Source organism: Ochrobactrum sp. RH2CCR150 (genome assembly GCA_014138095.1).
GTDB classification, from domain to species: domain Bacteria; phylum Pseudomonadota; class Alphaproteobacteria; order Rhizobiales; family Rhizobiaceae; genus Brucella; species Brucella gambitense.
Genome location: JACGXE010000001.1, coordinates 169,725 through 196,715, shown reverse-complemented (window position 1 = coordinate 196,715; position 26,991 = coordinate 169,725). Strand labels below are relative to the sequence as shown.

Sequence of the window (26,991 nt, the reverse complement as noted above, 5' to 3'; positions counted from 1 at the left end):
TTCGATGCCGGTCCAGCCCACCAGCTGACCAACTTTCCGAACAACTGCATTTTCTCCTTATATTTCAAAAGAGTTCCTCATCCATGCAGGAAATGAAACTACAAGAACTAAAAAATAAAACACCGGTTGAGCTGCTTGCTTTTGCCGAAACCCTTGAAGTCGAAAATGCGAGCGCAATGCGCAAGCAGGAACTGATGTTCGCGATTCTCAAGAAGCTGGCTTCGCAGGATGTCGAGATCATCGGTGAAGGTGTTGTCGAAGTGCTGCAGGACGGTTTTGGCTTCCTGCGCTCCGCCGATGCCAATTATCTGCCAGGCCCCGACGATATTTATATTTCTCCTTCGCAGCTGCGCCGCTTCTCGCTGAAGACCGGTGATACAGTTGAAGGTCCGATCCGCGGCCCGAAGGAAGGCGAGCGCTATTTTGCGCTTCTCAAGGTCAATTCGATCAATTTCGAAGACCCGGAAAAGATTCGCCACAAGGTTCACTTCGACAATCTGACGCCGCTCTATCCGAATGAGCGCTTCAAGATGGAGTTGGAAGTTCCGACCTCCAAGGATCTGTCGCCGCGCGTCATCGATCTGGTTGCGCCGCTCGGCAAGGGCCAACGCGGTCTGATCGTCGCTCCGCCGCGTACCGGTAAGACCGTGCTGCTTCAGAATATCGCGCATTCGATCACCGCCAATCACCCGGAATGCTATCTGATCGTTCTTCTGATCGATGAGCGTCCGGAAGAAGTGACCGACATGCAGCGTTCGGTGAAGGGCGAAGTTATTTCGTCAACCTTCGACGAACCGGCAGCCCGCCACGTTCAGGTCGCTGAAATGGTCATCGAAAAGGCCAAGCGTCTGGTTGAACATGGACGCGACGTTGTGATCCTGCTCGACTCGATCACCCGCCTTGGCCGCGCCTACAACACCGTTGTTCCGTCATCCGGTAAGGTTTTGACCGGTGGTGTCGATGCCAATGCGCTCCAGCGTCCGAAGCGTTTCTTCGGTGCTGCGCGTAACATCGAAGAAGGTGGCTCGCTCACCATCATCGCGACCGCGCTGATCGATACAGGCAGCCGTATGGACGAAGTGATCTTTGAAGAATTCAAGGGCACAGGTAACTCGGAAATCGTTCTCGACCGCAAGGTTGCTGACAAGCGCATCTTCCCGGCCATGGACATTCTCAAGTCCGGCACCCGTAAGGAAGATCTGCTCGTTCCGCGCGCCGATCTCCAGAAGATTTTCGTTCTGCGCCGTATTCTCGCGCCGATGGGCACGACCGATGCGATCGAGTTCCTTATCGACAAGCTCAAGCAGACCAAGAGCAATGGTGAGTTCTTCGATTCGATGAACACCTAAGCTCCTTGCAGCTTCGCTAAACAAAAGCCACGCTGGTTTTCCAGCGTGGCTTTTTTGTCTGTCACGTTCCGCTTGTCAGAAGAATGCGCAATGCATCGCCGCTTTCCACGGGCGGGAGGCAGACCTGTCCTTTGCAGAACCATGCGGAAGGTTTTTCAGCCCGGGCAGTACCGCCTGTCGGCAGTTCAATCACTCCATTCGGCGTGAAACTGACAATCTTGTCGAGACGTCGCGGATCCGGATTTCGATTCGCTATCGAAACAAGCTCATCCTGATGAGACTGCGCGGCGATAACAAGCGATAGTGGTTCAGCTGCCATGCGGGCCGCATTCAATATACCGATCTGACCATATTGCTGCGCCAATGCACGCCCAAGCGCTTCCTCGATCAATGTCTCATTGCTTCGGTAAAGTGTCATGTCACCGGTTGCGAGGAAAAGCCGCGTCAGTGCTTCGATGATCTGGCTCGTCGCGCTGGGGATAGCCTCATCATAATCACCATAGGCGTGAAGAATGACATCGTCGGCATCAAGCGCCGATAGACGGTAATTACCGGAAGCATCCCGGTGGTGGTCATCCAGCGCTTGTTTCAGCTTCTCCGCATCATCCACATAACTCCGGTCGGAACTTGCTTCATAGAGCGCCAGTGCTGCATTGATCATACCGGCATAGTCCGTCGAAAGGGCAGGGTAGACCAGCCGATCCTCCATACGGCAATGCGCCATCTGTCCGGCACGAAATGGCTGCATGATCGTGTGATAGGCTTCGACGGCCAGCGTCACCCATTCCGGTTTGGAGAAGCTTCGTCCGGCTTCGGCGAGTGCACGAATAGCTAATGCATTCCAGTCTGTCAGGGCCTTGTCGTCGCGTCCTGGGCGAATGCGCGTTTCGCGCTGTGCGAAGAGCTTCGCCTTGGCATCCCGTATTGACTGTGGTACCGGCCCATCAGAATCGACATCATGCAAGCGATTAAGAATATTATGACTTTCCCAGTTGCCTCCCGGGGAAACGCCATAGAATGCCTTGAAGGCTTGGCTATGTTCTCCCAAAACGCTGTCTATCACCGCCTCGCTCCAGACGTAGAATTTCCCTTCTTCGCCTTCGCTATCGGCATCAAGGCTCGACGTGAAACTACCGTCCGGCAGTCGCATTTCACGGACCAGCCAATCGATGGTTTCTTCGATTCGTATGCGGAACAGATCATCCTTCGTTTCCGCAAAAGCATAATTGGCGTGTCGGATCAGCTGGGCGTTGTCGTAGAGCATTTTTTCAAAATGCGGCGCGAGCCAGTCAGCATCCGTGCTGTAGCGGCAAAGACCACCCCCAAGGTGATCATAGATGCCGCCTTGCAGCATGGTCTTCAATGAACGGATAAACTTGTCCCTGTTATCGCTGTCGTGATTATAGAGCCAGGATAGCCACAGAGCGTCCATGAATGGAGCATTGGGAAACTTAGGGGCGCCTTCGATACCGCCGCGCACGGGATCGATAAGACCACTGATCCGTTGCGTCACATCATCGAAGCGCGCGATCTCATTCGGGCTGGCGGCATTTTGAGCAGCGAGCCTGCCTTCAAGATGATTGAAGACCGCCTCGGCATTATGGTTAATTTTTTCTTTATCTCCTTGCCAGAGGTTATTCACGGCGTTCAACACATCGACAAAGCCCGGCATGTTGTAGCGTGCGTGGGGCGGAAAATAAGTGCCGCCCCAGAAAGGCTTGCCATCGGGCCGCAGAAACATGGTCAGCGGCCAGCCCCCTTGCTGCCCCATCGCGCCCAGCGCAGCCATATAGATCTGGTCTATGTCTGGCCGTTCCTCGCGGTCCACTTTCACATTCACAAACAGGTCGTTCATGACAGCAGCTACATCGGCGTCTTCGAATGACTCATGCGCCATTACGTGGCACCAGTGACAGGCCGCATAGCCAATTGAAAGCAGGATAGGGCGGTCTAATTCTCGCGCGGCGTCGAGAGCCTCCTTTCCCCAGGGCTGCCAGTGAACGGGGTTGTCCGCATGTTGGCGCAGATAGGCACTGGGTTCCGCAGACAGCCTGTTTCTGCTGATATCCGTCATGAGGCTTCCCTTTCAGCGTTTGAATGAATATGCACTGAGCTCAATTTCAATCCTCTTGGCAAGATTGATATAGGTCAGGAAATACAATGAACGACACCGCTGTCCATCACGATACGATTTTTGCTTTGTCCAGTGGGCGGCTTCCATCGGGTGTTGCCGTTGTGCGAGCATCTGGCCCGCAAGTTCGATTCATTATCGAAACGATTGTAGGCTCAGTCATCGAACCCCGTTATGCAGCCTTTAAGACATTCCGTTCCCGAAATGGAGACGCGATCGATCGTGGATTGGCGCTCTTCTTTCCCGGCCCCCATAGTTTTACAGGTGAGGACTGTGTCGAATTTCATCTTCATGGAGGTGTCGCCGTTGTTGAAAAGCTGCTGCAGGAACTGGGCGCGATTGCTGATTGCCGTATCGCTGAAGCTGGCGAATTCACCCGCCGTGCTTTCACCAATGGCAAGATGGATCTGACAATTGCAGAAGGCCTGGCAGATCTTATTGCCGCCGAAACCGAAGGTCAGCGACGTCTTGCCTTGCAGGTGGCTTCGGGTGCGCAACGGCAACTCTACACCGAATGGAGACAGAAGCTTGTTCGCGCGCGCGCTTTCATTGAAGCCGAACTTGATTTTGCAGACGAAAGTGACGTGCCAGGTTCAGTTTCCGATCAAGTTTGGCGATCACTGCAGGCACTTCAGAAGGAAATAGAACAGCATATTGCCAGCGGCAAACGTGCTGCCATGCTTCGCGACGGTTTGCATGTGGTGATTGCTGGTGCGCCAAATGCTGGCAAATCCAGCTTGCTGAATTTTCTTGCTGGACGCGAAGTGGCGATCATTTCGGATGAAGCCGGGACCACGCGAGATCTTCTCGAAGTCAAACTCGATCTGAATGGTATCCCGGTTTACGTCACCGATACAGCCGGATTGCGTGAGACTGAAAGTGCAGTCGAGAAGATCGGGATTGAGAGAGCCCGCGAAACGGCATCGGAAGCCGATCTCATTCTTCTATTGGAAGACATGAATGATCCGATTGATGCGATACTGAACGAAGCCGACGTCGAGATTTGGCGTATTGGCACCAAAGCTGATCTAACGAAGAAACAAGACGCGCGTTGGACTTTCCAGATATCGATCAAGAATGGTTCTGGATTGGATGAGCTTCTCGCCGCACTACAGACTTTCGTTGAAGAACGTATTGGCCAGATCAATGATGCTGTTCCCACAAGGCAGCGCCACATCAATCTGCTTCGTTCGACGCTCACTGAGATCGAAATTGCTGCAGGGCGAGAAGACCTTCCGTTGGAACTGAGAGCGGAAAACATGCGCAGAGCATCGCATTATCTTGGACGTATCACCGGTGATGTTGACGTTGAGGAAATCCTGGATGTCATTTTCTCTCAGTTTTGCATTGGCAAGTGAGTGATTCACGTGAAACATCGGCCGATCTGGTAGACAGATATTCGTGGAATGTTTCACGTGAAACATCTGTGGAATCCGGTCAGGCCAGTTGACTCCACCCGTTCTTCATGAGTCAGCGGTCCTGTGCGCTTTTAATTGATCGCCTGTCACGCTTTTATCCTTCCGTTTCAAACGCATTCATGGCAAAAGCTGTCTCCTAATCCGAGGATGCAAGAAATGAGTTCGGCTGAGTCTACAGTCTTCGATGTTATTGTTGTCGGTGGCGGTCATGCAGGCTGTGAAGCCGCGTCGGCTGCTGCACGCGCTGGCGCACGCACTGCATTGGTCACTCATAACTTCGATACTATTGGCGTCATGTCGTGTAACCCGGCGATTGGTGGTCTCGGGAAGGGCCATCTTGTTCGGGAAATCGACGCACTGGACGGTTTGATGGGTCGTGTTGCCGATAAGGCAGGCATCCAGTTTCGTCTGCTAAATCGCCGTAAAGGACCGGCTGTCCGTGGTCCGCGCACGCAGGCTGATCGCAAACTGTATCGGCTTGCGATGCAGGAAATGATTGGAGCGCAGGAAAACCTCACGGTTGTTGAGGGCGGCGCGTTCGATATAAAGACCGAAGAAGGTAATGTCACTGGTGTGGTTCTATCGGATGGACAGCTGCTGAGCTGCGGCGCAGTTGTGTTAACGACGGGCACATTCCTGAACGGCCTCATTCATATCGGAGAGAAGAAGATACCGGCAGGACGCATGGGTGAGAATCCGGCGCTCGGCCTGTCGGATACTTTGAAGACTCTTGGGTTCGCATTAGGACGTCTCAAGACCGGCACGCCGCCGCGTCTTGATGGCCGTACTATCGATTGGGCAAATCTTGAAACCCAGTCCGCCGATGAGAACCCTGTACCATTTTCCCTGATGACGGATCGTATTACGACGCCGCAGATTGATTGCGGTATTACGCGTACGACACCGGAAACCCATGCAATTATACGCGCCAATCTGCATCGGTCGGCCATGTATTCCGGCTCGATTGAAGGTATTGGCCCACGTTATTGTCCATCTGTGGAAGACAAGATCGTCAAGTTCGGCGACCGTGATGGCCACCAGATATTCCTGGAACCGGAAGGTCTGGACGACGATACGGTTTATCCGAACGGCATTTCGACTTCTCTGCCGGAAGACGTTCAGCTCGAAATTCTCAAGACCATTCCCGGTCTTGAGAAAGCAGTGATGCTACAGCCGGGCTACGCCATTGAATATGACTTCATTGATCCGCGCGAGCTTAAGCGCAGCCTTGAGACGCGGCGGGTGAGTGGTCTGTTCCTGGCAGGCCAGATCAACGGCACCACCGGATATGAGGAAGCCGCCGCGCAGGGTCTTCTTGCTGGTTTGAATGCCGCACGGCGGGCAGGGGGTGATGAGCCAATCATCATCCAGCGTACTGAAGCCTATATCGGCGTGATGGTGGATGATTTGACATCGCGCGGCGTGAGCGAACCTTATCGCATGTTCACATCACGCGCTGAATTCCGTCTTTCTTTGCGCGCGGATAATGCCGATCAACGCCTTACACCGCTGGCGGATCGTCTCGGCATATTGGGAGCAGAGCGTAAGAAGCGCTTCGCTGAACGAGAGAACGCGCTGTCTGCTGCGCGGGAACTGACCCAGTCGCTGTCGATCACGCCCAATCTCGCAAGTCGCTATGATTTGCATCTCAATCATGATGGGGTTCGTCGTTCAGCTTATGACTTGCTGTCTTATCCTGATATCGATCTGACGCGCTTGAGCCCGATCTGGCCCGAACTGGACGGAATAGACTCTATCACCCGCGAAACGCTCGAGATTGAGGCACAATATGCGGTTTATATGGAGCGTCAGCAGACGGATATCGCGGTTATGGAGCGCGAAGAGCGCCTGTTGATCCCCGCTGGACTGGACATTGATGCCATTTCAGGACTGTCCAACGAGCTGAAACATAAGCTGAAGCAGCGCAAGCCGGAGACGATTGCTGAAGCACAACGCGTTGACGGAATGACCCCAGCCGCTTTGGCGCTGCTTATAGCGCAGATCAAAAAGCACGGTTCTCGGCGTCAAGCTGCTACTGAATTGGCGGAAGGGAAGGGCGCGGCGTGAGTGCTGATAAGAGTGCGGATCGCCGTTTCAAAAGTCTTCTCCAGATCAATCCGGCTGTTTCACGTGAAACAGTGGATCGTCTGATCGCATTTGAAGAGCTATTCCGGAAGTGGTCGAAAGCGATCAATCTGGCATCTCCATCGACATTGGCAGACCTTTGGAGCCGTCATATTCTGGATAGTGCGCAGGTTTTTCCGTTGGCTCCAGACGCGAAACGCTGGCTGGATATCGGTTCCGGTGGCGGATTTCCGGGCATCGTGACGGCCTGTTACCTGGCGGATAAGCCGGGTAGTTGTATCGAACTGGTGGAAAGCGCCGGTAAAAAGGCCGCTTTTCTACGCACAGCTGCCGGACATCTGAATGTTCCTGCCCATATTCATGCGGCTCGTATCGAGTCCGTGTGGGAAAAAATAAAGACTCCGGAGGTTGTTACCGCCCGCGCGCTCGCCTCATTGAACGATCTTTTCGGTTTGACAGAGCCTTGGCTCGTTGATGGCGCTAAAGCGCTTTTCCAAAAAGGTCGGGATTACCAGAGGGAAATCGATGAAAGCCGTGTCGGTTGGGATTTCGATCTGGTAAAACATCAAAGTGCTATCGATCAGACTTCGGTCATCCTCGAAATCAGCAACTTGCGACGCAAAGCGAATTGAATCCGAGAATTTGGCAGATCTGGAAAGCGGCAGGGCGACGGTAATGAACAAAATGTCCAGGATCATAACCATTGCAAACCAGAAAGGCGGCGTCGGAAAAACAACGACGGCGATCAATCTGGCCACGGCATTGGCGGCAATAGGCGAAACGGTTCTCATCGTTGATCTCGATCCGCAGGGCAATGCCAGCACCGGGTTGGGGATCGATCGCCGTAATCGTCCGCTGTCGTCCTATGATGTGCTGACGCAAGAGGCTTCGGTGCCGGAAGCGGCTATGCAGACCGATGTGCCCAATCTCTTTATCGTGCCATCGACGCTTGATCTGTTGGGTATCGAGATGGAAATAGCCCAATCCGCAGACCGTACGCGCCGTTTGCGCGACTCTCTGCGTTTTGATTCGAGCGTTTCTGATCGATTCTCATATGTCCTGGTGGATTGCCCGCCATCTCTGAACCTGTTGACGCTGAATGCCATGGCAGCTGCAGACTCCGTGCTCGTGCCGCTGCAATGTGAATTCTTTGCACTGGAAGGCCTAAGCCAGCTGTTGCAGACCGTCGATCAGGTTCGGTCGACGATCAATGCCGAGCTTTCCATCCAGGGTATTGTGCTGACGATGTTCGATAGCCGCAACAATCTCGCCTCTCAGGTGGTGGATGATGTTCGCGCTTTCATGGGCGAAAAGGTCTATCGGACTGTTATTCCGCGCAATGTGCGGGTATCGGAAGCGCCCTCGCATGGCAAGCCAGCCATTCTCTACGATCTGAAATGTGCGGGAAGTCAGGCCTATTTGCAGCTTGCGTCTGAAGTTATTCAGCGCGAGCGGCAATTGAAAGCCGCATAAACAACAGACTATCGATTCGACTACGTAACAATTGCAGGAATTTGCCGAACGATGAACGACGATCCTTCAAAAAAGCGCCTTGGCCGCGGACTGGCTGCCCTGATTGGTGAGATCGACCGTCCGGTCGAAGAGCGTAAAGCGCCGGTTCCAATCGAACGCAATGTGCCGATCGAATTTGTCACGCGTAATCCGCGCAATCCGCGACGCATGTTTGCGGAAGCGGAGCTGGAAGATCTGGCACAGTCGATCAAGGAACACGGCGTCGTCCAGCCAATCGTGGTGCGTCCGGCACCGGGCCAGCCTGATCATTTTGAACTTATCGCTGGTGAACGCCGCTGGCGGGCATCGCAGCGCGCAGGTGTTGATACGATCCCTGTTATCGTTCGCGATGTGGATGATCGCGTCGCTCTTGAGATCGCGATTATCGAAAACGTTCAGCGCGCAGACCTGAACGCGGTCGAAGAAGCGCTGGGATATCAACAGCTTATCGATAATCATGAGTATACGCAGAACGATCTGGCGCAGGTGATCGGCAAGAGCCGCAGCCATGTTGCCAACACGCTTCGCCTTCTCAAGCTGCCGCAACCGGTGCAGGATTTCATTGTTGATGGCGCGTTGTCTGCGGGGCATGCGCGCAGCCTGATCACGATGGAAAATCCGACGGGTCTGGCCGAGCGGATCGTCAAGGAAGGCCTGTCGGTCCGTCAGGTGGAAGCGTTGGCTCAGGCTGAAGCGCGTGGCGGCGCGGAACCGAAGCCGGGCAAATCTGCTCCGGTGGAAAAGGATGCCGACACCAAGGCGCTCGAAAAGCTGCTTTCCGATGTGACGGGCATGAAGGTTGAGATTAATCACCGGGATCGCGGCGGCGAAGTGAAGATCCGCTATAGCTCTCTGGAGCAGCTGGACGAAATCTGCCGTCGTCTTCAGAGCTGATGTGTTTCCGATAATGTAAACAAAAACCCCGGTATCTTAATACCGGGGTTTTTGTTTATGGGATTGTTTCACGTTTCGTGGCGGTGAAAGTCGTTAGCGCCGTGCATTGCGCATGGCTTCTACACCGATAGCCATCAGGCATTGGCGGATGATCGGAACGGCGAGGGCTGAGTTCTGGCGGCTTTCGAGAACGGCGCGCTGGAGACGCTCCAGGACGCGTGAAAGGCTCTCGCCACCCCATCGTCCGATGGCCGTTTCTATAAGCCTTTTGCGATTGAAGAAGATAGGTGGCCTTGCACTGGCCACCACGACCGAGGCGCTCTTGCGTTCAGTATCCATGATATAGCGCAGAGCCTGTATCTGCTGGAACTGCCGCATGGCCGTGTTCAGCACCAGAAACGGCGCTGTGCCTGATTTTACGACGCGGTCGAATGTGATTTCAAATCGTTGCAAATCACCGGCAATGACTGCATCCACGACCTCGTCGGTCGACAGGCCTGCAACGTCACCCACAGCTTCGCGAACGTCATCAATGTCGATACGTTCCTTGCCGCGTGCATAGAGGCAGAGTTTTTCCAGCTCGCCACGGGTGGCAAGACGGTCGCCGCCGAGGCTGGCGCGAAGGAGCTGACGTCCATCAAGGGTGATTTGCAGCTTCCACTCCGCGAGCACATCATCGATCACGCCATCGATGCCACGCGCATCGTCCGTATAGCAGGGAAGCGCCATGCCCGCAGAAGCATTCTCGATAGCACTACGCAACCCCACGCCCTTTTTCAGGTCGCCAGCTTCGACGAGAATGAAGGTTTCATGCGGCGGTTCCGTAGCCAGAAGCTTGATTGCGTCGGCCAGTTTCTTCTGCCCGGCAGCGTTCTTGATCCATATCAGACGGGTGCCGCCGAACATGGAAATAGTGCGTGCCTCGTCGGCCAGTTTCGAAGGATCGGCATCGATTTCATCGGCTTCCATACGGATGACAGCAAAGGGATCATCGAGTGGAAGTTTAGTTGCCTCGGCATAGCGGCGCGCACGCTCGCTCACCAGACCCTTGTCTGGGCCGTAAAGAAGCACGACCGGAAACGAGCTGTTCGGTCTGCTCAGGAAACCATCGACTTCATTTGCTTTTTTCTGCGCCATGAATCGTTCTTAGAGCATTTGTGCGGGGTGTGGGAAACGCATTTTATGTTTGCACGGTTTCGGATGCAGAATTTTGTAATGCGAGTTTTTATGGAACCATGGGCAGTTTGGTCTGCATTGAGAACTTCTTGGGGAACGGCCACCTGCCATTCACAGACAGGCGGCTGCTCGTGGAGGTCATTCCCTCACTGTTAAGGCATTAATGTGGAACAGCGGTGTAATGGTTTTCATCGTAAGGACGAACGAGGAAGGAATTGACGACATCATTGAATGCAATCCAATGCGGCGTCTTCTGATGGAGTGCGAGAGATTCCCTATCTGTCCAATTTTCGATCAATGCATAAATATTGCTTTCATCGGCGCTCTTCCAAAGCTGATAATAATCGCACCCCGCTTCCTTGTTTGACTCCGAAACCATGTTATTCAAGACGGAAAGAAATTCTTTTTTACTTTCTTCGCGAACATGGAAGAATACATTAAGCGTAATCATCTTCTTACCTGATTTTCCAACTGGATTAGCTTTAAAGTTTCAATCTTAATGACAAAAGAACATTTGATGTATTCGTTCATCATCTGATTTAATATATGGATCAATTTGAAATTTCATAAAAGTGAATTATAAAGAACGTACTCATTCACTTTTTGAGAAATCACTATGAATTTACGGCGCGTGGAAGCCTTTTGTCGTGTTGTCGAGCTGGGCAGTGTCGTGGCTGCGGCTGATGCGATGTTTTGTGTTCCATCGAACATCAGCAAGATGCTGAAGGATCTGGAAGCACTGTTGAACGATGCATTATTTGTGCGAGACAAGGGCAACCTGATCATAACGCCCTTTGGCCGGCGATATTATGATGAGGTTCATCCGATCCTTGAGAATGCCCGCCGGGTGGAAAGGACGTTCAGAACTTCCGCACAGCAGCATAGTCTGAGCATTGGCGCCATCGATGTGGTCATAGACCATCATCTGCCTTTGTTCATTCCGCACTATATGCAGAAGCAGCCTTATGCCCGGTTAAAGGTTTTCCGGGGCCATTCCAGAGTGCTGGAGGAGGGGCTTTACAACCACGAATATGACGCGATTTTCTCCGATGGCCCGGTGGTTACACCGGAGTTGAACAGCCGTTTGATTTTCAAAGAGCGGCTGGTTCCCATGCGCAATGAAACTTCGCCGACAGACGGGCCCGTGCCGGTCTATAGCCACGGCAATAGCTGCCTTTACCGGGATTTTGTGAACGACTGGGTACGATTGCAGCCGATTGGCGCCTACGGTGTAGTTGAAACGGAATCCTACGCCTTGATGGCCGCTCTTGTGAGGAACAGCGGCGGGGTCGGCTTTATCCCGCAGACGATTGCATCTGCCCTCGGTGTGGATGACATCTGCAGCACCGAAGACAATATTCCCTGCGATATCTATGTTGTCTGGAGGCGATCTGGTCTGGAGGCTCCGGTGGCCACCATGCTTGATGCCGTAGAGGCGTTTTCTGCAAGCATGGGGCTTTTGTAAAACCGCTTCAGATAACGTGTCACTCGATCAGCAACGCGTCGTCATCAAGCGTCTGGCCGCGCACTTTGCGGAACATCTCGATCAGGTCTTCGACGCCGAGTGTCTTGCGCTTGTCGCCGGTGACGTCGAGCAAAATCTTGCCGCCGTGCAGCATGATCGTGCGGTCGCCATAATCGAGCGCCTGACGCATGGAGTGGGTCACCATCAGCGCTGTCAGCTTGTTCTCGGTGATGAGCGTTCGGGTTAGTTCCATGACGAATTCCGCCATGCCCGGGTCGAGTGCTGCGGTATGTTCGTCGAGAAGCAGAACTTCAGAACCGGCAAGCGTTGCCATGATGAGCGAAAGCGCCTGACGCTGGCCGCCGGAGAGCAGTTCCATGCGGTCCTGCATCCGGTTTTCAAGGCCGAGATTGAGGCTCGCCACGCGCTCGCGAAACCATTCACGGCGGTTGGAATTCAGCGCATGAGTAAAGCCGCGCTTCTTGCCGCGGGAGGCGGCGAGCGCAAGGTTTTCTTCGATGGTCAGCGTGCCGCAGCTGCCAGCCAGTGGATCCTGGAAGACACGCGCAACGAGACCGGCGCGGTCGGCGGTGGATTTGCGGGTCACGTCCTTGCCGCTGATCACGACCTTGCCGCCGGTGGGGATAACATCGCCTGCAAGCACACCGAGCAAGGTGGACTTGCCAGCGCCATTCGAGCCGATGACGGTCACGAAGGAACCACGATCCATGGTCAGTTTGATCTTGTTCAGAACCTGCTTTTCCAGCGGTGTGCCGCGACCGAAGACGACATCGAGATTGGATACTTCGATCATGCGGATGCTCCCCCGCGGCGCAGGCGCGGCAATATCAGGGCGAATGTAACGAGAAGCGCTGTAGCAATGTTCAGGTCGGAAGCCTGAAGGCCGAACGTGTCGCCATTGGAAAGCGCAAGCTGGATTGCGATGCGATAGATGACCGAGCCGAGCACGCAACCAATCAGGATCACCAGCAGGTTGCGGGTTCGCAGGATGGTCTCGCCAATAATGACGGCTGCGAGGCCGACGACGATGGTGCCAACGCCGGAGGTGACATCGGCAAAGCCGTTTGTCTGCGCGAAAAGCGAGCCGCCAAGCGCGACGAGCGCGTTGGAGAGTGCCATGCCGATATAGATCTGGCGGTCAGTCTGTACGCCTTGTGCGCGTGCCATTTTGGGGTTGGCGCCGGTGGCACGCATGGCAAGGCCCATGTCGCTTTCCAGAAAGCGCCAGACGATGAAGACAGCGATGACGACAAGTACAAACAGGAAGGCCGGACGCACATAATATTCCGGAATACCGTGGCCGAAGAAGGGGCTCAGCATCGTGTCCTGATTGATGAGTGCGATATTCGGTCGACCCATCACGCGCAGGTTCACCGAGAACAGCGCGATCATCGTCAGAATGGAAGCGAGCAGGTTGAGGATCTTGAAGCGCACATTGAGCGTTGCAGTCACAAGACCAGCTATCGCACCTGCAACCATGGCTATTGCGGCGGCAAGCCAAGCATTGAGGCCAGCAAGGATCAGAACGCCGGTAACGGCTGCTCCCAGCGGGAACGAACCGTCCACCGTCAAGTCGGGAAAGTCGAGGACGCGAAACGCCAGATAGACGCCGATGGCGACAAACGCGAAAACGAGGCCTAATTCGACCGCACCCCAGAAGGCGATCTGACTCACAACGACATTCCTTGTACTTTGCCGCAATCGACAAGGATGAAGCCGGTTTTCCGGCATAAGATCATCCGCCAGCCTGCGGACATCGAGGCGTTGCGCTGTCGATTGTCCAAAAGGCTTTCACCAATCGCGACCGGTTTTGGTTTGAGTGTATCCGGCAGGCGAAGCCCTGAGCGGATCGTTTCCCGGCTAGATCATTTGTTCCCATTATTATTCTAGTCGGATTACAACTCTCGCAATCATGAGCGCAAGTCCTAACCGCGCCAAACGCCCGCAAATGCTGCTTTATATGGAGCTTACGCAACATTCGTGCGGTATTGCTACAGGTCAGATGTCTTTTCGAACCTGCCCTCGCTTCAGGGCTTCGTCTTGTGTTCAAAGAAAAAGGGCGGGAAGTTTTCACTTCCGCCCTTCATTTTCTGCATTTCGTACAGGATCAGTCGATCTTGCTGGTGGCGCGGTCAATCACAGCCTTCGGGAACTCAACGCCCATCTTCTTGGCAGCGCCAAGATTGATGACGAGGTCGGTACCCTTGGCGATTTCAACTGAAATGTCGCCCGGCTTTTCACCCTTCAGGATGCGTGCGACGACAGCGCCGGTCTGCTTGCCGACGTCGTAATAGTTGAAACCGAGTGCAGCCATCGCACCACGCTTGACGGAATCCGTGTCAGCGGTGAAGAGCGGCAGCTTGCTTTCCTCGGCAACGCCGACTGCGCTTTCGAGAGCCGAAACGATGGTGTTGTCGGTCGGCACATACATGGCATCGGCGCGGCCGACGAGAGCCTGTGCGGCGCCCTTGACTTCAGCCGACTTGGTGGCAGCGGATTCAACAATCTCGATGCCGTCAGCAGCAGCAGCTTCCTTCAGCGCAGCCAGAAGCGAGACCGAATTGGTTTCGCCGGAATTGTAGAGATAGCCGAGCTTCTTGATGTTCGGCATCACTTCCTTGATGAGCTTGATGTGCTCGGCGACTGGCGACATATCGGAGAGGCCAGTTACGTTACCGCCCGGCTTTTCCATGTTCTTGACGAGCTGTGCGCCGACCGGATCGGATACGGCGGTGAACACGATCGGAATGTCGCGCGTGGCGGAAACAACAGCCTGAGCCGATGGGGTGGAAATCGGAACGATCACGTCCGGGCCATCACCCACGAACTGACGTGCGATCTGTGCGGCGGTTGCCGGATTGCCCTGTGCGGACTGATAGACGAATTTGAGATTTTCGCCTTCCTTGAAACCAGCTTCGGCCAGCGCATCCTTGACGCCGTCACGCGCGGCGTCGAGTGCCGGATGTTCGACAATGGCGGTCACGGCGACGGTTACGTCTTTTGCCTGGGCCGAAGTGGCGATGGCCGTTGCGGCCAGCAATGCCAGAAGTACAGAACGCATGAAAATCTCCCCTAATTGGTTTCTATGCTGTTGATTGCTTAATCAAGTTGATAGCCGAAATCAATCAGGACAGGAACCGGACAAACTTGCGTGGGAGAATGTAAAGCGCCCGATAAAGTGGCTGTCAGGCTTGCTCCACTCCATGGGTTTCCAAAAGTGTTTTCATCCGCTTCACAGCAAGCTCCGGCTTGTCGAGAACATTGGCCTTGTCGGCCAGCTGGAAAATATCGGCATAATGGACAATGCCGCGCGCCGACTGCATCCCGGCAGGCATGGTAAAATGCGTCTGATGACCGTTGAGCCAGGCAAGGAAAACCACCCCGGCCTTGTAATATTGTGTCGGCGCTTCAAAGATCTTGCGCGATAGCGGCACGGTCGGTTCGATGATGGTACGGAACCGAGCGCTGTCACCCTTGGCGAGGGCGGCGAGTGCATTGGAGGCCTGTGGCGCGACTGCATCGAAAATGCCGAGCAGGGCATGGCTATGCGTGTGTCCGTCGCCTTCGATCAAGGGCGCATAGTTGAAATCGTCGCCTGTGAAACAGAGCACGCCTTCCGGTAACCGGTCGCGCAGGGCAAGCTCGTAACGTTCTTCCAGCAGCGAGATCTTGATGCCTTCGACCTTGTCGCGATTGGCCTCGATAATATTGATGACGGTGTTCAGCGCATCGTCGAACTCAGAGGCTCCCCAGTAGCCCTTGAGCTGTGGATCGAACATGTCGCCCAGCCAGTGCAGCACGACTTTCTCGCGGGCATTGGAGAGAATGTGTCCATAAACCTTTGCGTAATCGTCGGGCGAGCGGGCGATACGGGCAAGGGCGCGGCTTGCCATCAGGATGAAGCGCCCGCCGTGCTTTTCGACGAAACCGGCCTGTGTTTCATAAGCCTTGATGACATCATCAAGGCTCTTGGCATCCGCCGGATCAAGATGGTCGGTGCCAGCACCGCTGGCGAGATCGGCACCCGCTACGGTCTTGCTTTCAGCCAGCGAGCGGCGGATCAATTCCTGCGCCCCCACCCAGTTGAGGCCCATGCCGCGCTGCGAGGTGTCCATCGCTTCGGCGATCTTGAAGCCGAGGCCCCAGAGATGATGGCGAAACGCCATGGTCGCATCCCAGTCAAGCGCGGGATTGTTCCAGGGCGTCGTATCGTTTTGCGGGTCGGAGACGATATGCGCCGCCGCATAGGCGATGCGATTGAACTGCGGGGGAGCCGAAGGTCTTTCGGTGGGCGTTCCGGTAAGCCAGTAGGCGTGCAGAGTGCCGTCCGCCTTTGGCAAGGTCAGCATAGTGTCGAATGCAATGCTCATGATTATCCTCCCACAGAACGTTGTCATTCATAATTTAGAACGTTCCAAATGGCAAGAAGTGTGACTTTTGGGTAGGATATGGTGTTTCTAATGAGAAAGAGCGCTTTTCATCTATTCAACGTGCATTCTCTAGGCTCTCTTCTGCAACGAAGCCGCGAAAAGTGGCGTCTACATGGCAGTATGGTGGCAAAATTTCTTGCGTTGACTTTTTTGGAACGTTCCAATTAAATTGTCAGCGAAAGCCGAGGAAAGTCATGAACAAGAGTAGCGTTACGGTCATCGATATTGCACGCGAGGCAGGCGTGTCGAAATCGACCGTGTCGCTTGTGCTGCGCGATAGTCCGTTGGTTCATGCCGAAACGCGGGTGAAGGTGCAGGTGGCAATCGAAAAGCTCGGTTACGTCTATAACCGCAGCGCCGCCAATCTGCGTCAGGCCAAGTCGAAGATCATCGGGCTGGTCGTCAACGATCTGACCAACAGCTTCTTTGCCGAACTGGCGGTCGGTGTGGACCGCGTTATGCAGTCGGCAGGCTATGTGCAGTTTCTGGCCAATACCGGCGAGAGCATCGACCGGCAGCGCGAAGTGATCGCCTCCATGCGCGAACACGGCATTGCGGGGCTGATCGTGTCACCGGCGCGTGGCACTGAATCTGGCGACCTGAAGCCACTGGCGAAAAGCGGCCTGCCGGTGGTGCAGATGGTGCGCGATGTGCCGGGTTCCGGCGTTTCGTCAATTCTGTCTGACAATCGCGGCGGCGTGGCTAAGGCTGTCGAACATCTGGTCGGTCTCGGGCACAGCAACATCGCGTTCATGGGCGGCTATGCGGATACGGCGGTGTTTGCCGAGCGTGTCTCCGGCTATCGCGCTGGTCTGGAACAGGCGGGTCTTGTCTTTGATGATGCGCTGATCTTCACATCGGCCCCGTCGCGGGCGGGCGGTGTGGAAGCGGTGGAGCGCATGTTGCTGCTGGGTGCAAAGCCGACAGCCACGGTGTGTTTCAATGATGCGGTGGCATTTGGTGTTTGCGATGGCCTGCGCGCCGCACATCTGGAACCGGGACGCGATTTCGGCGTGGTCGGCTTCGACGATGTGATCGAAGCAAAGACCGCCGTGCCCGCATTAACAACAGTGTCGGTCGATCCGCAGGGGATGGGCGAGCGGGCGGCACAGCTTCTTTTGAAGCAGATCAATTCGGAACGGGTGGAGGCGGAGGCGCAGCGTTTGGCGGTGCGTCTGGCGGTGCGTGCCAGTTGCGGCATGCCTTTTAAAGCGGAGGAGAAACGCGAATGGCAAAGTGGGGCCTTATAGGCGCAAGCACGATTGCGAAAGAGTGGGTGATCGGTGCCATTCGCGCGACCGGCGGCGAAGTCGTTTCCGTTTACAGCACCAATGCCGCGCGCGGTGAAACCTACGCCCGCGACAACGGAATTGCGTGCGCTGTGACGAGCCTCGACGCGCTGCTGGCCGATCCGGACGTCGAAGCGGTCTATATCTCCACCACCAATGAACTGCATCGTGATCAGGCGATTGCCGCGGCCAGGGCTGGTAAGCATATCCTGTGCGAAAAGCCGCTGGCGCTTACGGTTGGCGACGCTCATGCCATGTTAAAGGCCGTACGTGAAGCGGGCGTTGTGGCGGGCACCAACCATCATTTGCGTAACGCTGCCAGCCACCGCGCCATGCGCGATGCAATCGCCCAAGGCAGGATCGGCAAGGTGCTTGGCGCGCGGGTTTTCCACGCGGTTTACTTGCCGCCGCATTTGCAGGGCTGGCGTATCGAGCGGCCCGATGCTGGTGGCGGTGTCATTCTCGATATCACAGTGCACGACGCCGATACGCTGCGTTTTGTGCTGGGTGAAAACCCGGTCGAGGCGATGGCGTTCAGTCAGCAAGGGGGCTTGAGTGGTGAGGGACTGGAAGATGGAGTGATGGGCGCATTGCGTTTTCCATCCGGCGCAATTGCCCAGTTCCACGATGCGTTCACGACCAGATATGCGGAAACAGGCTTTGAAGTGCACGGCAGTGAAGGCTCGCTGGTGGCGCGCAATGTGATGACGCAAAAGCCGGTTGGTTCAGTGCTGCTGCGTGACAAGGATGGCGAGCACGAATTGCCGCTCGATCAGACGAATCTCTATGAAACCGCCTTGCAGGCTTTCCACAATGCCATTGCCGGAAAAGGTCAGCCATCGGCAACGCTGGAAGACGGCATCTGGTCGCTAGCTACCGGGCTTGCCGTGCTTGAGGCCGCAAAGACCGGCAAGGCGACCGCCATTCAATCTGGAATCTGAACATGAACAAGCATATTTCGGCTGCAGAAGCGGCTGCGCTCATCCCCGATAACGCTGTCGTTTCCGTCTCATCATCAAGCGGTCTTGGCTGTCCCGATTTGACGCTGAAAGCCATCGGCGAGCGGTTTGACGAAACTGGTCATCCCAAAAATATCACCACGCTGCATCCGATTGCGGCAGGCGATATGAGCGGCATCAAAGGCGTCGATTACATCGCCAAGCCGGGATTGCTGAAGAAGATCATTGGCGGTTCCTATCCGTCGGGCCCGTCCAGTGCTGAGCCGCCGCTGATCTGGCAGATGATCACCAATAATGAGATCCCGGCCTATAATATCCCGTCGGGCATTCTGTTCGACATGCACCGCGAAGCGGCAGCCAAACGCCCCGGCGTGCTGACCAAGGTGGGTCTTGATACGTTTGTCGATCCAAAGCGTCAGGGCACGGCGATGAATGACAAGGCCGCGCAAGAGCCGGTGGTGAAACATGTCAGCTTCGAAGGCGAAGACTGGCTCTATTTTCCTTCCATCATCCCGCAAGTGGCGATCATTCGCGCCACGACGGCGGATGAACGCGGCAACCTCACCTATGAGCATGAAGGCGCATATCTTGGCGGTCTCGATCAGGCGCTGGCCGCGCGCAACAATGGCGGCATCGTCATTGCGCAGGTGAAACGCATCGCCAAGGAAGGCACGCTGAAACCGCATGATGTGCGGGTGCCGGGCGTTCTGGTTGATTATATCGTGGTAGATCCCGACCAGAAGCAGACGACGCAGACACTGTATGATCCGGCGATTTCGGGCGAGATTTTCCGTCCGATCGATACGTTCCGTCTGGCTGAGTTCAATATCCAGAAGGCGATTGCGCGCCGTGTCTCACAGGAATTGCAGGCGGGCAGCGCGGTCAATCTCGGCTTTGGCATTTCCGCCAATGTGCCGCGTATTCTGCTGGAGGAAGGCCTGCACGGCGCCGTGACATGGGTGATCGAGCAGGGCGCTGTTGGCGGCGTGCCATTGCTGGATTTTGCCTTTGGCTGCGCGGCGAATGCCGACGCTTATATGCCATCGCCCTATCAGTTCACCTATTTTCAGGGCGCAGGCTTCGATGCGTCGCTCTTGTCCTTCCTGGAGATCGGACGCGACGGCTCGGTCAATGTGTCGAAGCTGTCATTCCGTCCGCATGTCACGGCAGGGGCAGGCGGCTTTGTGGACATTACGGCAAGGGCCAGGAAGATTGTCTTCTCGGGCATGTTCAATGCAGGGGCCAAGCTTTCCGTCGCCGATGGTAAGCTGGTGATCGAGAAGGAAGGCAAGCTCAAAAAACTCGTCAATGAAGTCGAGCACGTCACCTTCTCCGGTCCGCGCAGTGTCGCGCAGGGGCAGGACATCACCTATGTCACGGAACGCGCTGTGATGAAGCTGACACCGGAAGGTATCGTGCTCACCGAGATTGCGCCGGGTGTAGATTTGCAGGCGCACATTCTCGATCAATCCGAGTTTCCGCTGATCGTTTCCGACCAGCTCAAGATCATGGATGAAGCGCTGTTCCGCGAAGAGCCGATTGGGCTCTCGTTGCCGCAAAAGCCTGCGCGAAAGCTGGAGGCGTAAGATGGCTGATCGGATAGAAATTGCGACCGAGAACCACATCGCGGTCATGACGATCAAGCGTCCCGAAAAGCTCAATGCATTCGATATTGAGCTTTTGCAGGAATTGTCTACAGCCTGTGATCGGGTGGAGGCGGATAGCACCGTGCGGGTTGCAATCCTGACCGGCGAGGGCAAAGCCTTTTCTGCCGGCGGTGACATCAAGGCCTGGGGCGGCATGGAACCGGCGGAGTTCGGCCATGCCTGGGTGCGCTATGGTCATCGTGTGTTCGAGCGTCTGGCGACTTTGCGTGTGCCATTGATCGCAGCGATGAATGGTCACGCTCTGGGCGGTGGTCTGGAACTGGCAGGCGCTGCTGATATCCGCATTGTTGAGCGGCAGGCGAAGATCGGCCTGCCGGAAACATCTCTTGGCATGATCCCCGGATGGTCGGGCACACAGCGTCTTGTGCGTCGTTTCGGTGCGCAGATCGTGCGCCGCATGGTGCTGGGCGGCGAAATGTTCACGGCTGAAGAAGCGCTGTCGCATGGGCTTGTCGATCATGTAGTCGAGACGGGTGCAGCCTTGCAGGCAGCGCAGGATTATGCGGCGCGGGTGGCCAAGCGCGGACCGGCGGCATTAGAAATTTCCAAACTGATGCTTTCCGTCGCCAATGGCGAGGACAATGGAACCGCCGTCGAGGCATTGGGTTCCATCCTTGTCGCCAAGACTGGCGATCTGAAGGAAGGCGTGCGCTCGTTCAGCGAAAAGCGCGAAGCGAATTTTAAGGGAGAATGGTGATGAGCACGATCGTAAAACCGCAGCCGCTGGCAGGACTGGCTGTCCGCGAATTCTCCATGCTGATCGATGGCAAATGGGTGCAAAGCCAGAGCGGCGGTAGCATCGAGCGCGTGGCTCCCGGCCATGGCGTGACGGTGAGCCGTTATCCCGCTGGCAACAAGGCGGATGTGGAACGCGCCGTTGCGGCAGCGCGCAAGGCTTTCGATGACGGGCGCTGGTCGTCCAAAACGGCATCGCAGCGTTCGCTGGTGCTGCTGAAAGCCGCCGATCTGATCGAAGCGCGGGCGGAAGAGCTTGCCTATCTCGATGCGATAGAAGCTGGAAAGCCGATCAGTCAGGTACGCGGCGAGATTGCCGGTTCCGTCGATATCTGGCGTTATGCAGCAGCGCTTGCACGTGATCTGCATGGCGAGAGCTATAATACGCTGGGCGATGGCACTTTGGGCGTTGTGCTGCGTGAGGCGATTGGTGTTGTCTCCATCATCACACCGTGGAACTTTCCGTTCCTGATCGTCGGTCAAAAGCTACCATTTGCTTTGGCGGCGGGTTGCACGGCGGTCGTAAAGCCATCGGAACTTACCTCTGGTTCGACACTGGTGCTTGGTGAAATTCTGGCCGAGGCAGGCGTGCCGGACGGCGTGGTCAACATCGTCACCGGAACGGGTGCCGATGTCGGCCATCATATGAGCACGCATCCAGATGTGGACATGGTGTCGTTCACCGGTTCCACTGGTGTCGGCAAGCTGACCATGGCCAATGCGGCGCAGACGCTGAAGAAAGTGTCGCTGGAACTTGGCGGCAAGAACCCGCAAATCCTGTTCCCGGATGCGGATATGGATGCCTTCATCGACGCTGCGGTGTTCGGCGCATGGTTCAATGCGGGCGAATGCTGCAATGCCGGTTCGCGGTTGATCGTGCATCGCTCGATTGTCGATGAGATTGTCGGACGCGTCGCTGATCTGTCGAAAAAGGTCATCGTCGGTGATCCGCTCGATGTCAGCACGCAGGTGGGCGCGATCATCACGCCGCAGCATCTGAGCAAGGTCGGCGCTTATGTCGATCAGGCCAAGAAGGCGGGCGCTGCAATTGCCCATGGCGGCGATGTGCTGGATCTCGGCCTTGGCCAATATATGGGACCGACCATCATTGCGGGCGTGAAAGCCGATATGGCCGTGGCGCGTGAAGAAGTGTTCGGGCCGGTTCTGTCGGTGCTTTCCTTCGATACGGTGGATGAGGCGATCTCCATTGCCAATGCGGTTGATTACGGGCTTTCGGCTGGCGTGTGGAGCCGCGATTTCGACACCTGCATCAGCATCGGGCGCAAGGTGCGCGCCGGTACGGTCTGGATGAACACCTTCATGGATGGCACGCCGGAACTACCTTTCGGCGGTTATCGCCAGTCAGGTCTGGGTCGCGAGTTGGGTCGTCATGCGGTGGAGGATTATACCGAAACCAAGACGCTCAACATGCATATCGGCGCGCGCACCGGCTGGTGGATGCCGCAAGGTAAGTAAGGAGTGACGGCTTTGGGAGGACAGCCGGATATCGTCATCATCGGATCGGGTATCGGCGGCGCGACAATGGCCGCCGGTCTTGCCGCGTCCGGTGCAGACATTCTTATTCTTGAGGCGGGGGAGCATTTGCCAGACAGGCCGGAAAATCGCGACCCGCGCGCCATTTTCCAACAAGGCTTCTTTCGTCCGAAGGAGTTCTGGTACGAGACCAACGGTACGCCGTTCAATCCCGGCAATTATTACAATGTCGGCGGCAATTCCAAGTTCTTTGGCGCTGTGCTGATCCGCTATCGCCGCGAGGATTTTGCGGAAATGGCGCATCTGGAAGGCGTTTCGCCCGCATGGCCGTTCGCCTATGAGGAGCTGGAGCCTTGGTATAGCCGTGCCGAACAGCTGTTTCAGGTGCGGGGTGAACTGGGGGATGATCCGACCGAGCCGGATCATTCAAAACCCTATCCTTATCCGGCAATCCGTGACGAACCGGCCATTGCCGATATACGGGCGCGATTGAAGAAGAATGGTCTTCATGCCGCATCGCTGCCGCTGGGAGTCGATATTGACCGTTGGCTTGCCAAGGCAAAAACGCCTTGGGATGCGCATCCCAATTGCGATGATGGCAAGATGGATGCGGAAACCTGTCCGCTTGCCAGCGCCTTGCGCTATTCCAATGTCAGGCTGGAAACCGCGGCGCGGGTGACGCGGCTGGAAGCCGGTCCGGATGGCAAAACCATCGTGGCAGTTCACTATGTGAAGAACGGCGAGGCGCTGGTCTTGCGCCCAAAGCTCGTCATTCTTTCTGCGGGTGCGGTGCAGTCGGCAGCGCTTTTGTTGCGCTCAGGATTGGCGAACCGTTCCGATCAGGTTGGTCGCAATTTCATGAACCATAATTCTAGCGCCGTGATCGCTTTCGATCCGCGCTATCGCAATGACAGCGTCTACCAGAAGACATTCGGCTTCAACGATTACTATCTGTCGGACGGGGCAGGCGGGCCGCCGCTCGGTAATGTGCAATTGCTTGGGCGTGTGTCGGGTGCGATCCTGAAATCCAATATGCCGCGTGTGCCGGAATGGCTGTTGAACCGGATTGCCGGGCACACAATCGACTTCTACGCGATGAGCGAAGACCTGCCGTCGCCGGAAAGCCGCGTGACGGTGGATGGCGACCGCATTGTTCTGCACTGGGTGCGCAGCAACTGGAAGGCGCATCTGATGCTGGTCGACAAGCTCAAATCCGCGTTGCGAGCGGCTGGATTTCCGGTGGTTCTGTCGCGGGCCTTCGACCGGCGCACGCCGTCGCATCAATGCGGCACAGTGCGTATAGGCAATGATCCGGCGACAGCGCCGCTCGATACATGGTGCCGCGCTTACGACCACTCCAATCTTCATGTGGTGGATGCGTCGTTCCTGCCGACATCGGCTGCGGTCAATCCCGCGCTGACCATCGCGGCACAGGCGTTGCGCGTGGCGGACCATTTGAACCGGGAGGTGCTGGCATGAACCGTCAAAGACCTGTGGCGCTGGTGACCGGCGGCCGACGCGGCATTGGGCTTGGCATAGCCCGCGCTCTCGCGGCGAAGGGCTTCGATCTGGCGATTACCGATGTTGAAAACGACGAGGCCGTCATCCACGAACTGCGCGGAATGGGTGGCAAGGTGGCTTTCTTCAAGGGCGATCTTACTGCTGTTGAAACCCATGAAGCGACAGTTGCCGCTGTGCTGAAGGAGTTTGGCAGCATTGATTGTCTCGTCAACAATGCTGGCATGGGCTCGGTCGAGCGTGGCGATTTTCTCGGGCTGAAGCCGGAGAATTTCGACACCATCATGGGGGTCAATCTGCGCGGCACCGTGTTTTTCACACAGACGATAGTGAAAGCCATGCTGGCGGTAACCGATGTGCGTTTTCCACGCAGCATCGTGACGATCAGTTCGGTTTCATCGGTGATGAGTTCGCCGGAGAGGCTGGATTACTGCATCAGCAAGGCCGGTCTGACCGCCTTTGTTCAGGGGCTGGCCTTGCGGCTCGCCGAGGCGCGGATTGGTGTGTTCGAGGTTCGACCGGGCATCATTCGCACCGACATGACCGCAAAGGTCGCCGAGCGCTACGACACGCTGATTGACGGCGGGCTGGTACCGATGAAGCGGTGGGGCGAGGTGGGCGATGTTGGCGCCATCGTGGCCGGACTTGCGGGCGGCAATTTCATCTTCGCGACCGGGTCGGTGATCAATGCCGATGGCGGCCTGTCGATAGCAAAGCTTTAGTTTCTCGGGAGGAGAAACGAATGAATTACGATTATATCATCGTTGGCGGCGGGCCTGCCGGTTGTGTTCTCGCCAATCGTTTGAGCGAAGATGCTTCGGTGAAAGTGTTGCTGCTGGAGGCTGGTGGCAGCGACTGGAACCCGCTGTTCCATATGCCTGCGGGCTTTGCCAAAATGACCAAGGGTGTCGCCAGCTGGGGCTGGGAGACTGTCCCGCAGAAGCACATGAAAAATCGCGTTCTGCGCTATACGCAGGCCAAGGTCATTGGTGGCGGTTCCAGCATCAATGCGCAGATTTATACGCGCGGTAATGCCGCCGATTACGATCTTTGGGCCAATGAAGATGGCTGCACCGGTTGGGATTACCGCAGCGTGCTGCCCTATTTCAAACGCGCTGAGGACAATCAGCGCTTCAACGATGACTATCATTCCTATGGTGGGCCGCTGGGCGTTTCCATGCCGTCCGCGCCGCTACCGATCTGCGATGCCTATATCCGCGCGGGGCAGGAGCTTGGGCTTCCCTACAATTCGGATTTCAACGGTCGCGAACAGGCAGGTGTCGGCTTCTATCAGCTCACCCAGCGCAACCGCCGTCGCTCTTCCGCCTCGCTTGCCTATCTCGCATCGATCAAGGACCGCCGAAACCTGACGGTCAGGATCAATGCGCCGGTACGCAACATCGTGCTGGAGAAGACGCGCGCCACCGGCGTGGCGTTGATGAGTGGCGAGGTGCTGCGCGCATCGCGGGAGGTGATCCTGTCATCGGGCGCGATTGGCTCACCGAAGCTTCTGCTGCAATCGGGGATCGGACCAGCCGATCATCTCAAGCAGACAGGTGTGGCCGTGAAACACGATCTGCCGGGCGTCGGCTCAAACTTGCAGGATCATCTCGATCTGTTCGTGATCAGCGAATGCACTGGCGATCACACCTATGACGGCGTGGCAAAGCTGCACCGTACGCTTGGCGCAGGCCTGCAATATATCCTGCTGCGTTCCGGTCCGGTGGCGTCGAGCCTGTTTGAGACGGGCGGCTTCTGGTACGCCGATCCGGAGGCCCGGTCGCCGGATATCCAGTTCCATCTGGGGCTTGGTTCGGGAATTGAAGCAGGCGTCGAGAAGCTGAAGAATGCGGGCGTGACGCTCAATTCCGCCTATCTGCATCCGCGCTCGCGTGGCACGGTGCGTCTGGCGTCCAGTGATCCGGCTGCGGCCCCGCTGATCGACCCCAATTACTGGAGCGATCCACACGATCTGAAGATGTCACTGGAAGGGCTGAAGATCGCCCGCGAAATCCTGCAGCAGGAAGCATTGAAGCCCTTTGTCATGGCCGAACGGCTGCCGGGGCCGAAAGTGGTCACGGACGATGATCTGTTCGACTATGCCTGCGCCAACGCCAAGACCGATCATCATCCGGTCGGCACCTGCAAGATGGGCGCCGATGCTTCCGCCGTGGTCGATCTGGAACTGAGGGTTCGCGGTCTGGAGGGCTTGCGTGTCTGCGACAGCTCGATCATGCCGCGCGTGCCGTCCTGCAACACCAATGCGCCGACAATCATGGTCGGCGAAAAGGGATCGGATATTATTCGCGGGCGCGATCCGCTGCCGCCAACGGTTTTCTCCTGGGAGAAAAACGAACAGAAGCCGCGTGCAAGGGTTTAATCTGCTCCGTCCGCCGGTTCAAAGCGCAGATAGCCTACGACATCTGAACCCTTGTGGTTCGGATTGTCGGAGGGGTGATTGACGCCGTCATTGACCGGGATAACCTTGAAGTCGAAAGGCGAAACGCCTTCCAGACAAGCCGCATTCACGCCAAACTGGCGTGGATTGGAGCGGCGCTGGTGGTGCGTATAGATCCCGCATCTGGAGCAGAAGAAATGCTTCGCGACGCCGGTATTGAATGTGTAGAGGGTGAGCGCGTCTTCCCCTTGCAGGATTTCCAGCCCGCCAAGTTCTGCTGACACGACGACTGCTCCACGCATCCGGCAATAGGAGCAGTCGCAGCGGCGCGCGCTATGCAGGCCGTCGGACAGTTTTACGCGAAAACGCACCGTTCCGCAGTGGCATGCGCCGTTGGCTTCCTTGATGTCCGGATTCATTTTTCACTCCATTCAGCTTCCGTGGACGATA

General features: G+C 56.3%; 23 protein-coding genes. 15 read left to right on the top strand and 8 right to left on the bottom strand.

What is annotated here, in order from left to right:
* Positions 1–83 precede the first annotated feature (83 nt).
* On the top strand, positions 84–1,349 hold the full coding sequence (rho, locus tag FHW03_RS00870; RefSeq protein WP_109370019.1) for a transcription termination factor Rho: 1,266 nt from the start codon (positions 84–86) through the stop codon (positions 1,347–1,349).
* A 61-nt stretch (positions 1,350–1,410) separates the two neighbouring features.
* Here rho and FHW03_RS00865 read toward each other — a convergent pair whose 3' ends face one another.
* A complete protein-coding gene (locus tag FHW03_RS00865) occupies positions 1,411–3,423 on the bottom strand; it encodes a thioredoxin domain-containing protein (RefSeq protein WP_182518945.1) in 2,013 nt (670 codons plus the stop codon).
* An 86-nt stretch (positions 3,424–3,509) separates the two neighbouring features.
* Between FHW03_RS00865 and mnmE the strand changes: the two genes are divergently transcribed.
* The 5 genes from mnmE to FHW03_RS00840 all read left to right on the top strand — a co-directional run bounded on the left by mnmE (position 3,510) and on the right by FHW03_RS00840 (position 9,389).
* Positions 3,510–4,838 carry a tRNA uridine-5-carboxymethylaminomethyl(34) synthesis GTPase MnmE gene (gene mnmE, locus FHW03_RS00860; protein ID WP_182518944.1) on the top strand — a complete coding sequence of 443 codons (1,329 nt, stop codon included), beginning with the start codon at positions 3,510–3,512 and terminating at the stop codon, positions 4,836–4,838.
* 216 nt (positions 4,839–5,054) lie between these two features.
* Complete coding sequence (gene mnmG, locus FHW03_RS00855) at positions 5,055–6,965, top strand: tRNA uridine-5-carboxymethylaminomethyl(34) synthesis enzyme MnmG (protein ID WP_182518943.1); 1,911 nt, start codon at positions 5,055–5,057, stop codon at positions 6,963–6,965.
* Positions 6,962–7,615 carry a 16S rRNA (guanine(527)-N(7))-methyltransferase RsmG gene (rsmG, locus tag FHW03_RS00850; RefSeq protein WP_182518942.1) on the top strand — a complete coding sequence of 218 codons (654 nt, stop codon included), beginning with the start codon at positions 6,962–6,964 and terminating at the stop codon, positions 7,613–7,615. The genes mnmG and rsmG overlap by 4 nt, the downstream gene beginning before the upstream one ends.
* Positions 7,616–7,658: 43 nt before the next feature.
* The gene (locus FHW03_RS00845; RefSeq protein WP_078337617.1) at positions 7,659–8,456 is read left to right on the top strand and encodes a ParA family protein; all 798 of its coding nucleotides are present in this window, start codon (positions 7,659–7,661) and stop codon (positions 8,454–8,456) included.
* A 51-nt stretch (positions 8,457–8,507) separates the two neighbouring features.
* On the top strand, positions 8,508–9,389 hold the full coding sequence (locus FHW03_RS00840) for a ParB/RepB/Spo0J family partition protein (RefSeq protein WP_182518941.1): 882 nt from the start codon (positions 8,508–8,510) through the stop codon (positions 9,387–9,389).
* A gap of 93 nt (positions 9,390–9,482) precedes the next feature.
* Here the strand turns inward: FHW03_RS00840 and holA are convergent, their stop codons facing one another.
* Both holA and FHW03_RS00830 read right to left on the bottom strand, forming a co-directional pair.
* Positions 9,483–10,526 carry a DNA polymerase III subunit delta gene (holA, locus tag FHW03_RS00835; protein WP_182518940.1) on the bottom strand — a complete coding sequence of 348 codons (1,044 nt, stop codon included), beginning with the start codon at positions 10,524–10,526 and terminating at the stop codon, positions 9,483–9,485.
* A 199-nt stretch (positions 10,527–10,725) separates the two neighbouring features.
* Positions 10,726–11,016, bottom strand: a complete 291-nt coding sequence (locus FHW03_RS00830) for a putative quinol monooxygenase (RefSeq protein ID WP_182518939.1) — start codon at positions 11,014–11,016, stop codon at positions 10,726–10,728.
* 165 nt (positions 11,017–11,181) lie between these two features.
* Between FHW03_RS00830 and FHW03_RS00825 the strand changes: the two genes are divergently transcribed.
* Complete coding sequence (locus FHW03_RS00825; RefSeq protein WP_182518938.1) at positions 11,182–12,030, top strand: LysR family transcriptional regulator; 849 nt, start codon at positions 11,182–11,184, stop codon at positions 12,028–12,030.
* A gap of 19 nt (positions 12,031–12,049) precedes the next feature.
* On the opposite strand, the gene FHW03_RS00820 is transcribed toward FHW03_RS00825, so the two are convergent.
* The 4 genes from FHW03_RS00820 to FHW03_RS00805 all read right to left on the bottom strand — a co-directional run bounded on the left by FHW03_RS00820 (position 12,050) and on the right by FHW03_RS00805 (position 16,421).
* The gene (locus FHW03_RS00820) at positions 12,050–12,844 is read right to left on the bottom strand and encodes an ABC transporter ATP-binding protein (protein ID WP_182518937.1); all 795 of its coding nucleotides are present in this window, start codon (positions 12,842–12,844) and stop codon (positions 12,050–12,052) included.
* On the bottom strand, positions 12,841–13,725 hold the full coding sequence (locus tag FHW03_RS00815) for an ABC transporter permease (protein ID WP_182518936.1): 885 nt from the start codon (positions 13,723–13,725) through the stop codon (positions 12,841–12,843). Before FHW03_RS00815 ends, FHW03_RS00820 begins: the two co-directional genes overlap by 4 nt.
* A gap of 433 nt (positions 13,726–14,158) precedes the next feature.
* Positions 14,159–15,112: an ABC transporter substrate-binding protein gene (locus FHW03_RS00810; protein ID WP_182518935.1), complete on the bottom strand. Its 954-nt coding sequence runs from the start codon at positions 15,110–15,112 to the stop codon at positions 14,159–14,161.
* Positions 15,113–15,236: 124 nt separating this feature from the next.
* Positions 15,237–16,421 carry a dihydrodipicolinate synthase family protein gene (locus tag FHW03_RS00805; protein ID WP_182518934.1) on the bottom strand — a complete coding sequence of 395 codons (1,185 nt, stop codon included), beginning with the start codon at positions 16,419–16,421 and terminating at the stop codon, positions 15,237–15,239.
* 254 nt (positions 16,422–16,675) lie between these two features.
* Between FHW03_RS00805 and FHW03_RS00800 the strand changes: the two genes are divergently transcribed.
* From FHW03_RS00800 to FHW03_RS00765, 8 genes are read left to right on the top strand one after another with little or no spacing between them, the layout of a single operon-like run.
* A complete protein-coding gene (locus tag FHW03_RS00800; protein WP_182518933.1) occupies positions 16,676–17,731 on the top strand; it encodes a LacI family DNA-binding transcriptional regulator in 1,056 nt (351 codons plus the stop codon).
* Positions 17,710–18,711 carry a Gfo/Idh/MocA family protein gene (locus FHW03_RS00795; protein WP_182518932.1) on the top strand — a complete coding sequence of 334 codons (1,002 nt, stop codon included), beginning with the start codon at positions 17,710–17,712 and terminating at the stop codon, positions 18,709–18,711. Before FHW03_RS00800 ends, FHW03_RS00795 begins: the two co-directional genes overlap by 22 nt.
* 2 nt (positions 18,712–18,713) lie before the next feature.
* The gene (locus tag FHW03_RS00790; protein WP_182518931.1) at positions 18,714–20,315 is read left to right on the top strand and encodes an acyl CoA:acetate/3-ketoacid CoA transferase; all 1,602 of its coding nucleotides are present in this window, start codon (positions 18,714–18,716) and stop codon (positions 20,313–20,315) included.
* A 1-nt stretch (position 20,316) separates the two neighbouring features.
* The gene (locus FHW03_RS00785; protein ID WP_182518930.1) at positions 20,317–21,093 is read left to right on the top strand and encodes an enoyl-CoA hydratase/isomerase family protein; all 777 of its coding nucleotides are present in this window, start codon (positions 20,317–20,319) and stop codon (positions 21,091–21,093) included.
* Entirely contained in the window at positions 21,087–22,607 is a 1,521-nt protein-coding gene (locus FHW03_RS00780) for an aldehyde dehydrogenase family protein (protein ID WP_182518929.1), read from the top strand. Before FHW03_RS00785 ends, FHW03_RS00780 begins: the two co-directional genes overlap by 7 nt.
* 12 nt (positions 22,608–22,619) lie before the next feature.
* Positions 22,620–24,104: a GMC family oxidoreductase gene (locus tag FHW03_RS00775; protein ID WP_182519406.1), complete on the top strand. Its 1,485-nt coding sequence runs from the start codon at positions 22,620–22,622 to the stop codon at positions 24,102–24,104.
* A complete protein-coding gene (locus FHW03_RS00770; protein WP_182518928.1) occupies positions 24,101–24,865 on the top strand; it encodes a 3-ketoacyl-ACP reductase in 765 nt (254 codons plus the stop codon). The genes FHW03_RS00775 and FHW03_RS00770 overlap by 4 nt, the downstream gene beginning before the upstream one ends.
* A gap of 20 nt (positions 24,866–24,885) precedes the next feature.
* Positions 24,886–26,523, top strand: a complete 1,638-nt coding sequence (locus FHW03_RS00765; protein WP_182518927.1) for a GMC family oxidoreductase N-terminal domain-containing protein — start codon at positions 24,886–24,888, stop codon at positions 26,521–26,523.
* On the opposite strand, the gene FHW03_RS00760 is transcribed toward FHW03_RS00765, so the two are convergent.
* The gene (locus tag FHW03_RS00760) at positions 26,520–26,960 is read right to left on the bottom strand and encodes a GFA family protein (RefSeq protein ID WP_182518926.1); all 441 of its coding nucleotides are present in this window, start codon (positions 26,958–26,960) and stop codon (positions 26,520–26,522) included. The genes FHW03_RS00765 and FHW03_RS00760 overlap by 4 nt on opposite strands.
* Positions 26,961–26,991: the final 31 nt, after the last annotated feature.

Excerpts from the sequence above, each read along its gene's own strand:
- FHW03_RS00805 (WP_182518934.1), bottom strand. The coding sequence starts at position 16,421 with ATGAGCATTGCATTCGACACTATGCTGACCTTGCCAAAGGCGGACGGC.
- FHW03_RS00840 (WP_182518941.1), top strand. The coding sequence starts at position 8,508 with ATGAACGACGATCCTTCAAAAAAGCGCCTTGGCCGCGGACTGGCTGCC.
- FHW03_RS00760 (WP_182518926.1), bottom strand. The coding sequence starts at position 26,960 with ATGAATCCGGACATCAAGGAAGCCAACGGCGCATGCCACTGCGGAACG.
- holA (WP_182518940.1), bottom strand. The coding sequence starts at position 10,526 with ATGGCGCAGAAAAAAGCAAATGAAGTCGATGGTTTCCTGAGCAGACCG.
- FHW03_RS00820 (WP_182518937.1), bottom strand. The coding sequence starts at position 12,844 with ATGATCGAAGTATCCAATCTCGATGTCGTCTTCGGTCGCGGCACACCG.
- FHW03_RS00785 (WP_182518930.1), top strand. The coding sequence starts at position 20,317 with ATGGCTGATCGGATAGAAATTGCGACCGAGAACCACATCGCGGTCATG.
- FHW03_RS00810 (WP_182518935.1), bottom strand. The coding sequence starts at position 15,112 with ATGCGTTCTGTACTTCTGGCATTGCTGGCCGCAACGGCCATCGCCACT.
- FHW03_RS00780 (WP_182518929.1), top strand. The coding sequence starts at position 21,087 with ATGGTGATGAGCACGATCGTAAAACCGCAGCCGCTGGCAGGACTGGCT.
- FHW03_RS00795 (WP_182518932.1), top strand. The coding sequence starts at position 17,710 with ATGGCAAAGTGGGGCCTTATAGGCGCAAGCACGATTGCGAAAGAGTGG.
- rho (WP_109370019.1), top strand. The coding sequence starts at position 84 with ATGCAGGAAATGAAACTACAAGAACTAAAAAATAAAACACCGGTTGAG.
- FHW03_RS00830 (WP_182518939.1), bottom strand. The coding sequence starts at position 11,016 with ATGATTACGCTTAATGTATTCTTCCATGTTCGCGAAGAAAGTAAAAAA.
- FHW03_RS00790 (WP_182518931.1), top strand. The coding sequence starts at position 18,714 with ATGAACAAGCATATTTCGGCTGCAGAAGCGGCTGCGCTCATCCCCGAT.
- FHW03_RS00765 (WP_182518927.1), top strand. The coding sequence starts at position 24,886 with ATGAATTACGATTATATCATCGTTGGCGGCGGGCCTGCCGGTTGTGTT.
- FHW03_RS00800 (WP_182518933.1), top strand. The coding sequence starts at position 16,676 with ATGAACAAGAGTAGCGTTACGGTCATCGATATTGCACGCGAGGCAGGC.
- FHW03_RS00865 (WP_182518945.1), bottom strand. The coding sequence starts at position 3,423 with ATGACGGATATCAGCAGAAACAGGCTGTCTGCGGAACCCAGTGCCTAT.
- FHW03_RS00825 (WP_182518938.1), top strand. The coding sequence starts at position 11,182 with ATGAATTTACGGCGCGTGGAAGCCTTTTGTCGTGTTGTCGAGCTGGGC.
- mnmE (WP_182518944.1), top strand. The coding sequence starts at position 3,510 with ATGAACGACACCGCTGTCCATCACGATACGATTTTTGCTTTGTCCAGT.
- FHW03_RS00770 (WP_182518928.1), top strand. The coding sequence starts at position 24,101 with ATGAACCGTCAAAGACCTGTGGCGCTGGTGACCGGCGGCCGACGCGGC.
- mnmG (WP_182518943.1), top strand. The coding sequence starts at position 5,055 with ATGAGTTCGGCTGAGTCTACAGTCTTCGATGTTATTGTTGTCGGTGGC.
- FHW03_RS00845 (WP_078337617.1), top strand. The coding sequence starts at position 7,659 with ATGAACAAAATGTCCAGGATCATAACCATTGCAAACCAGAAAGGCGGC.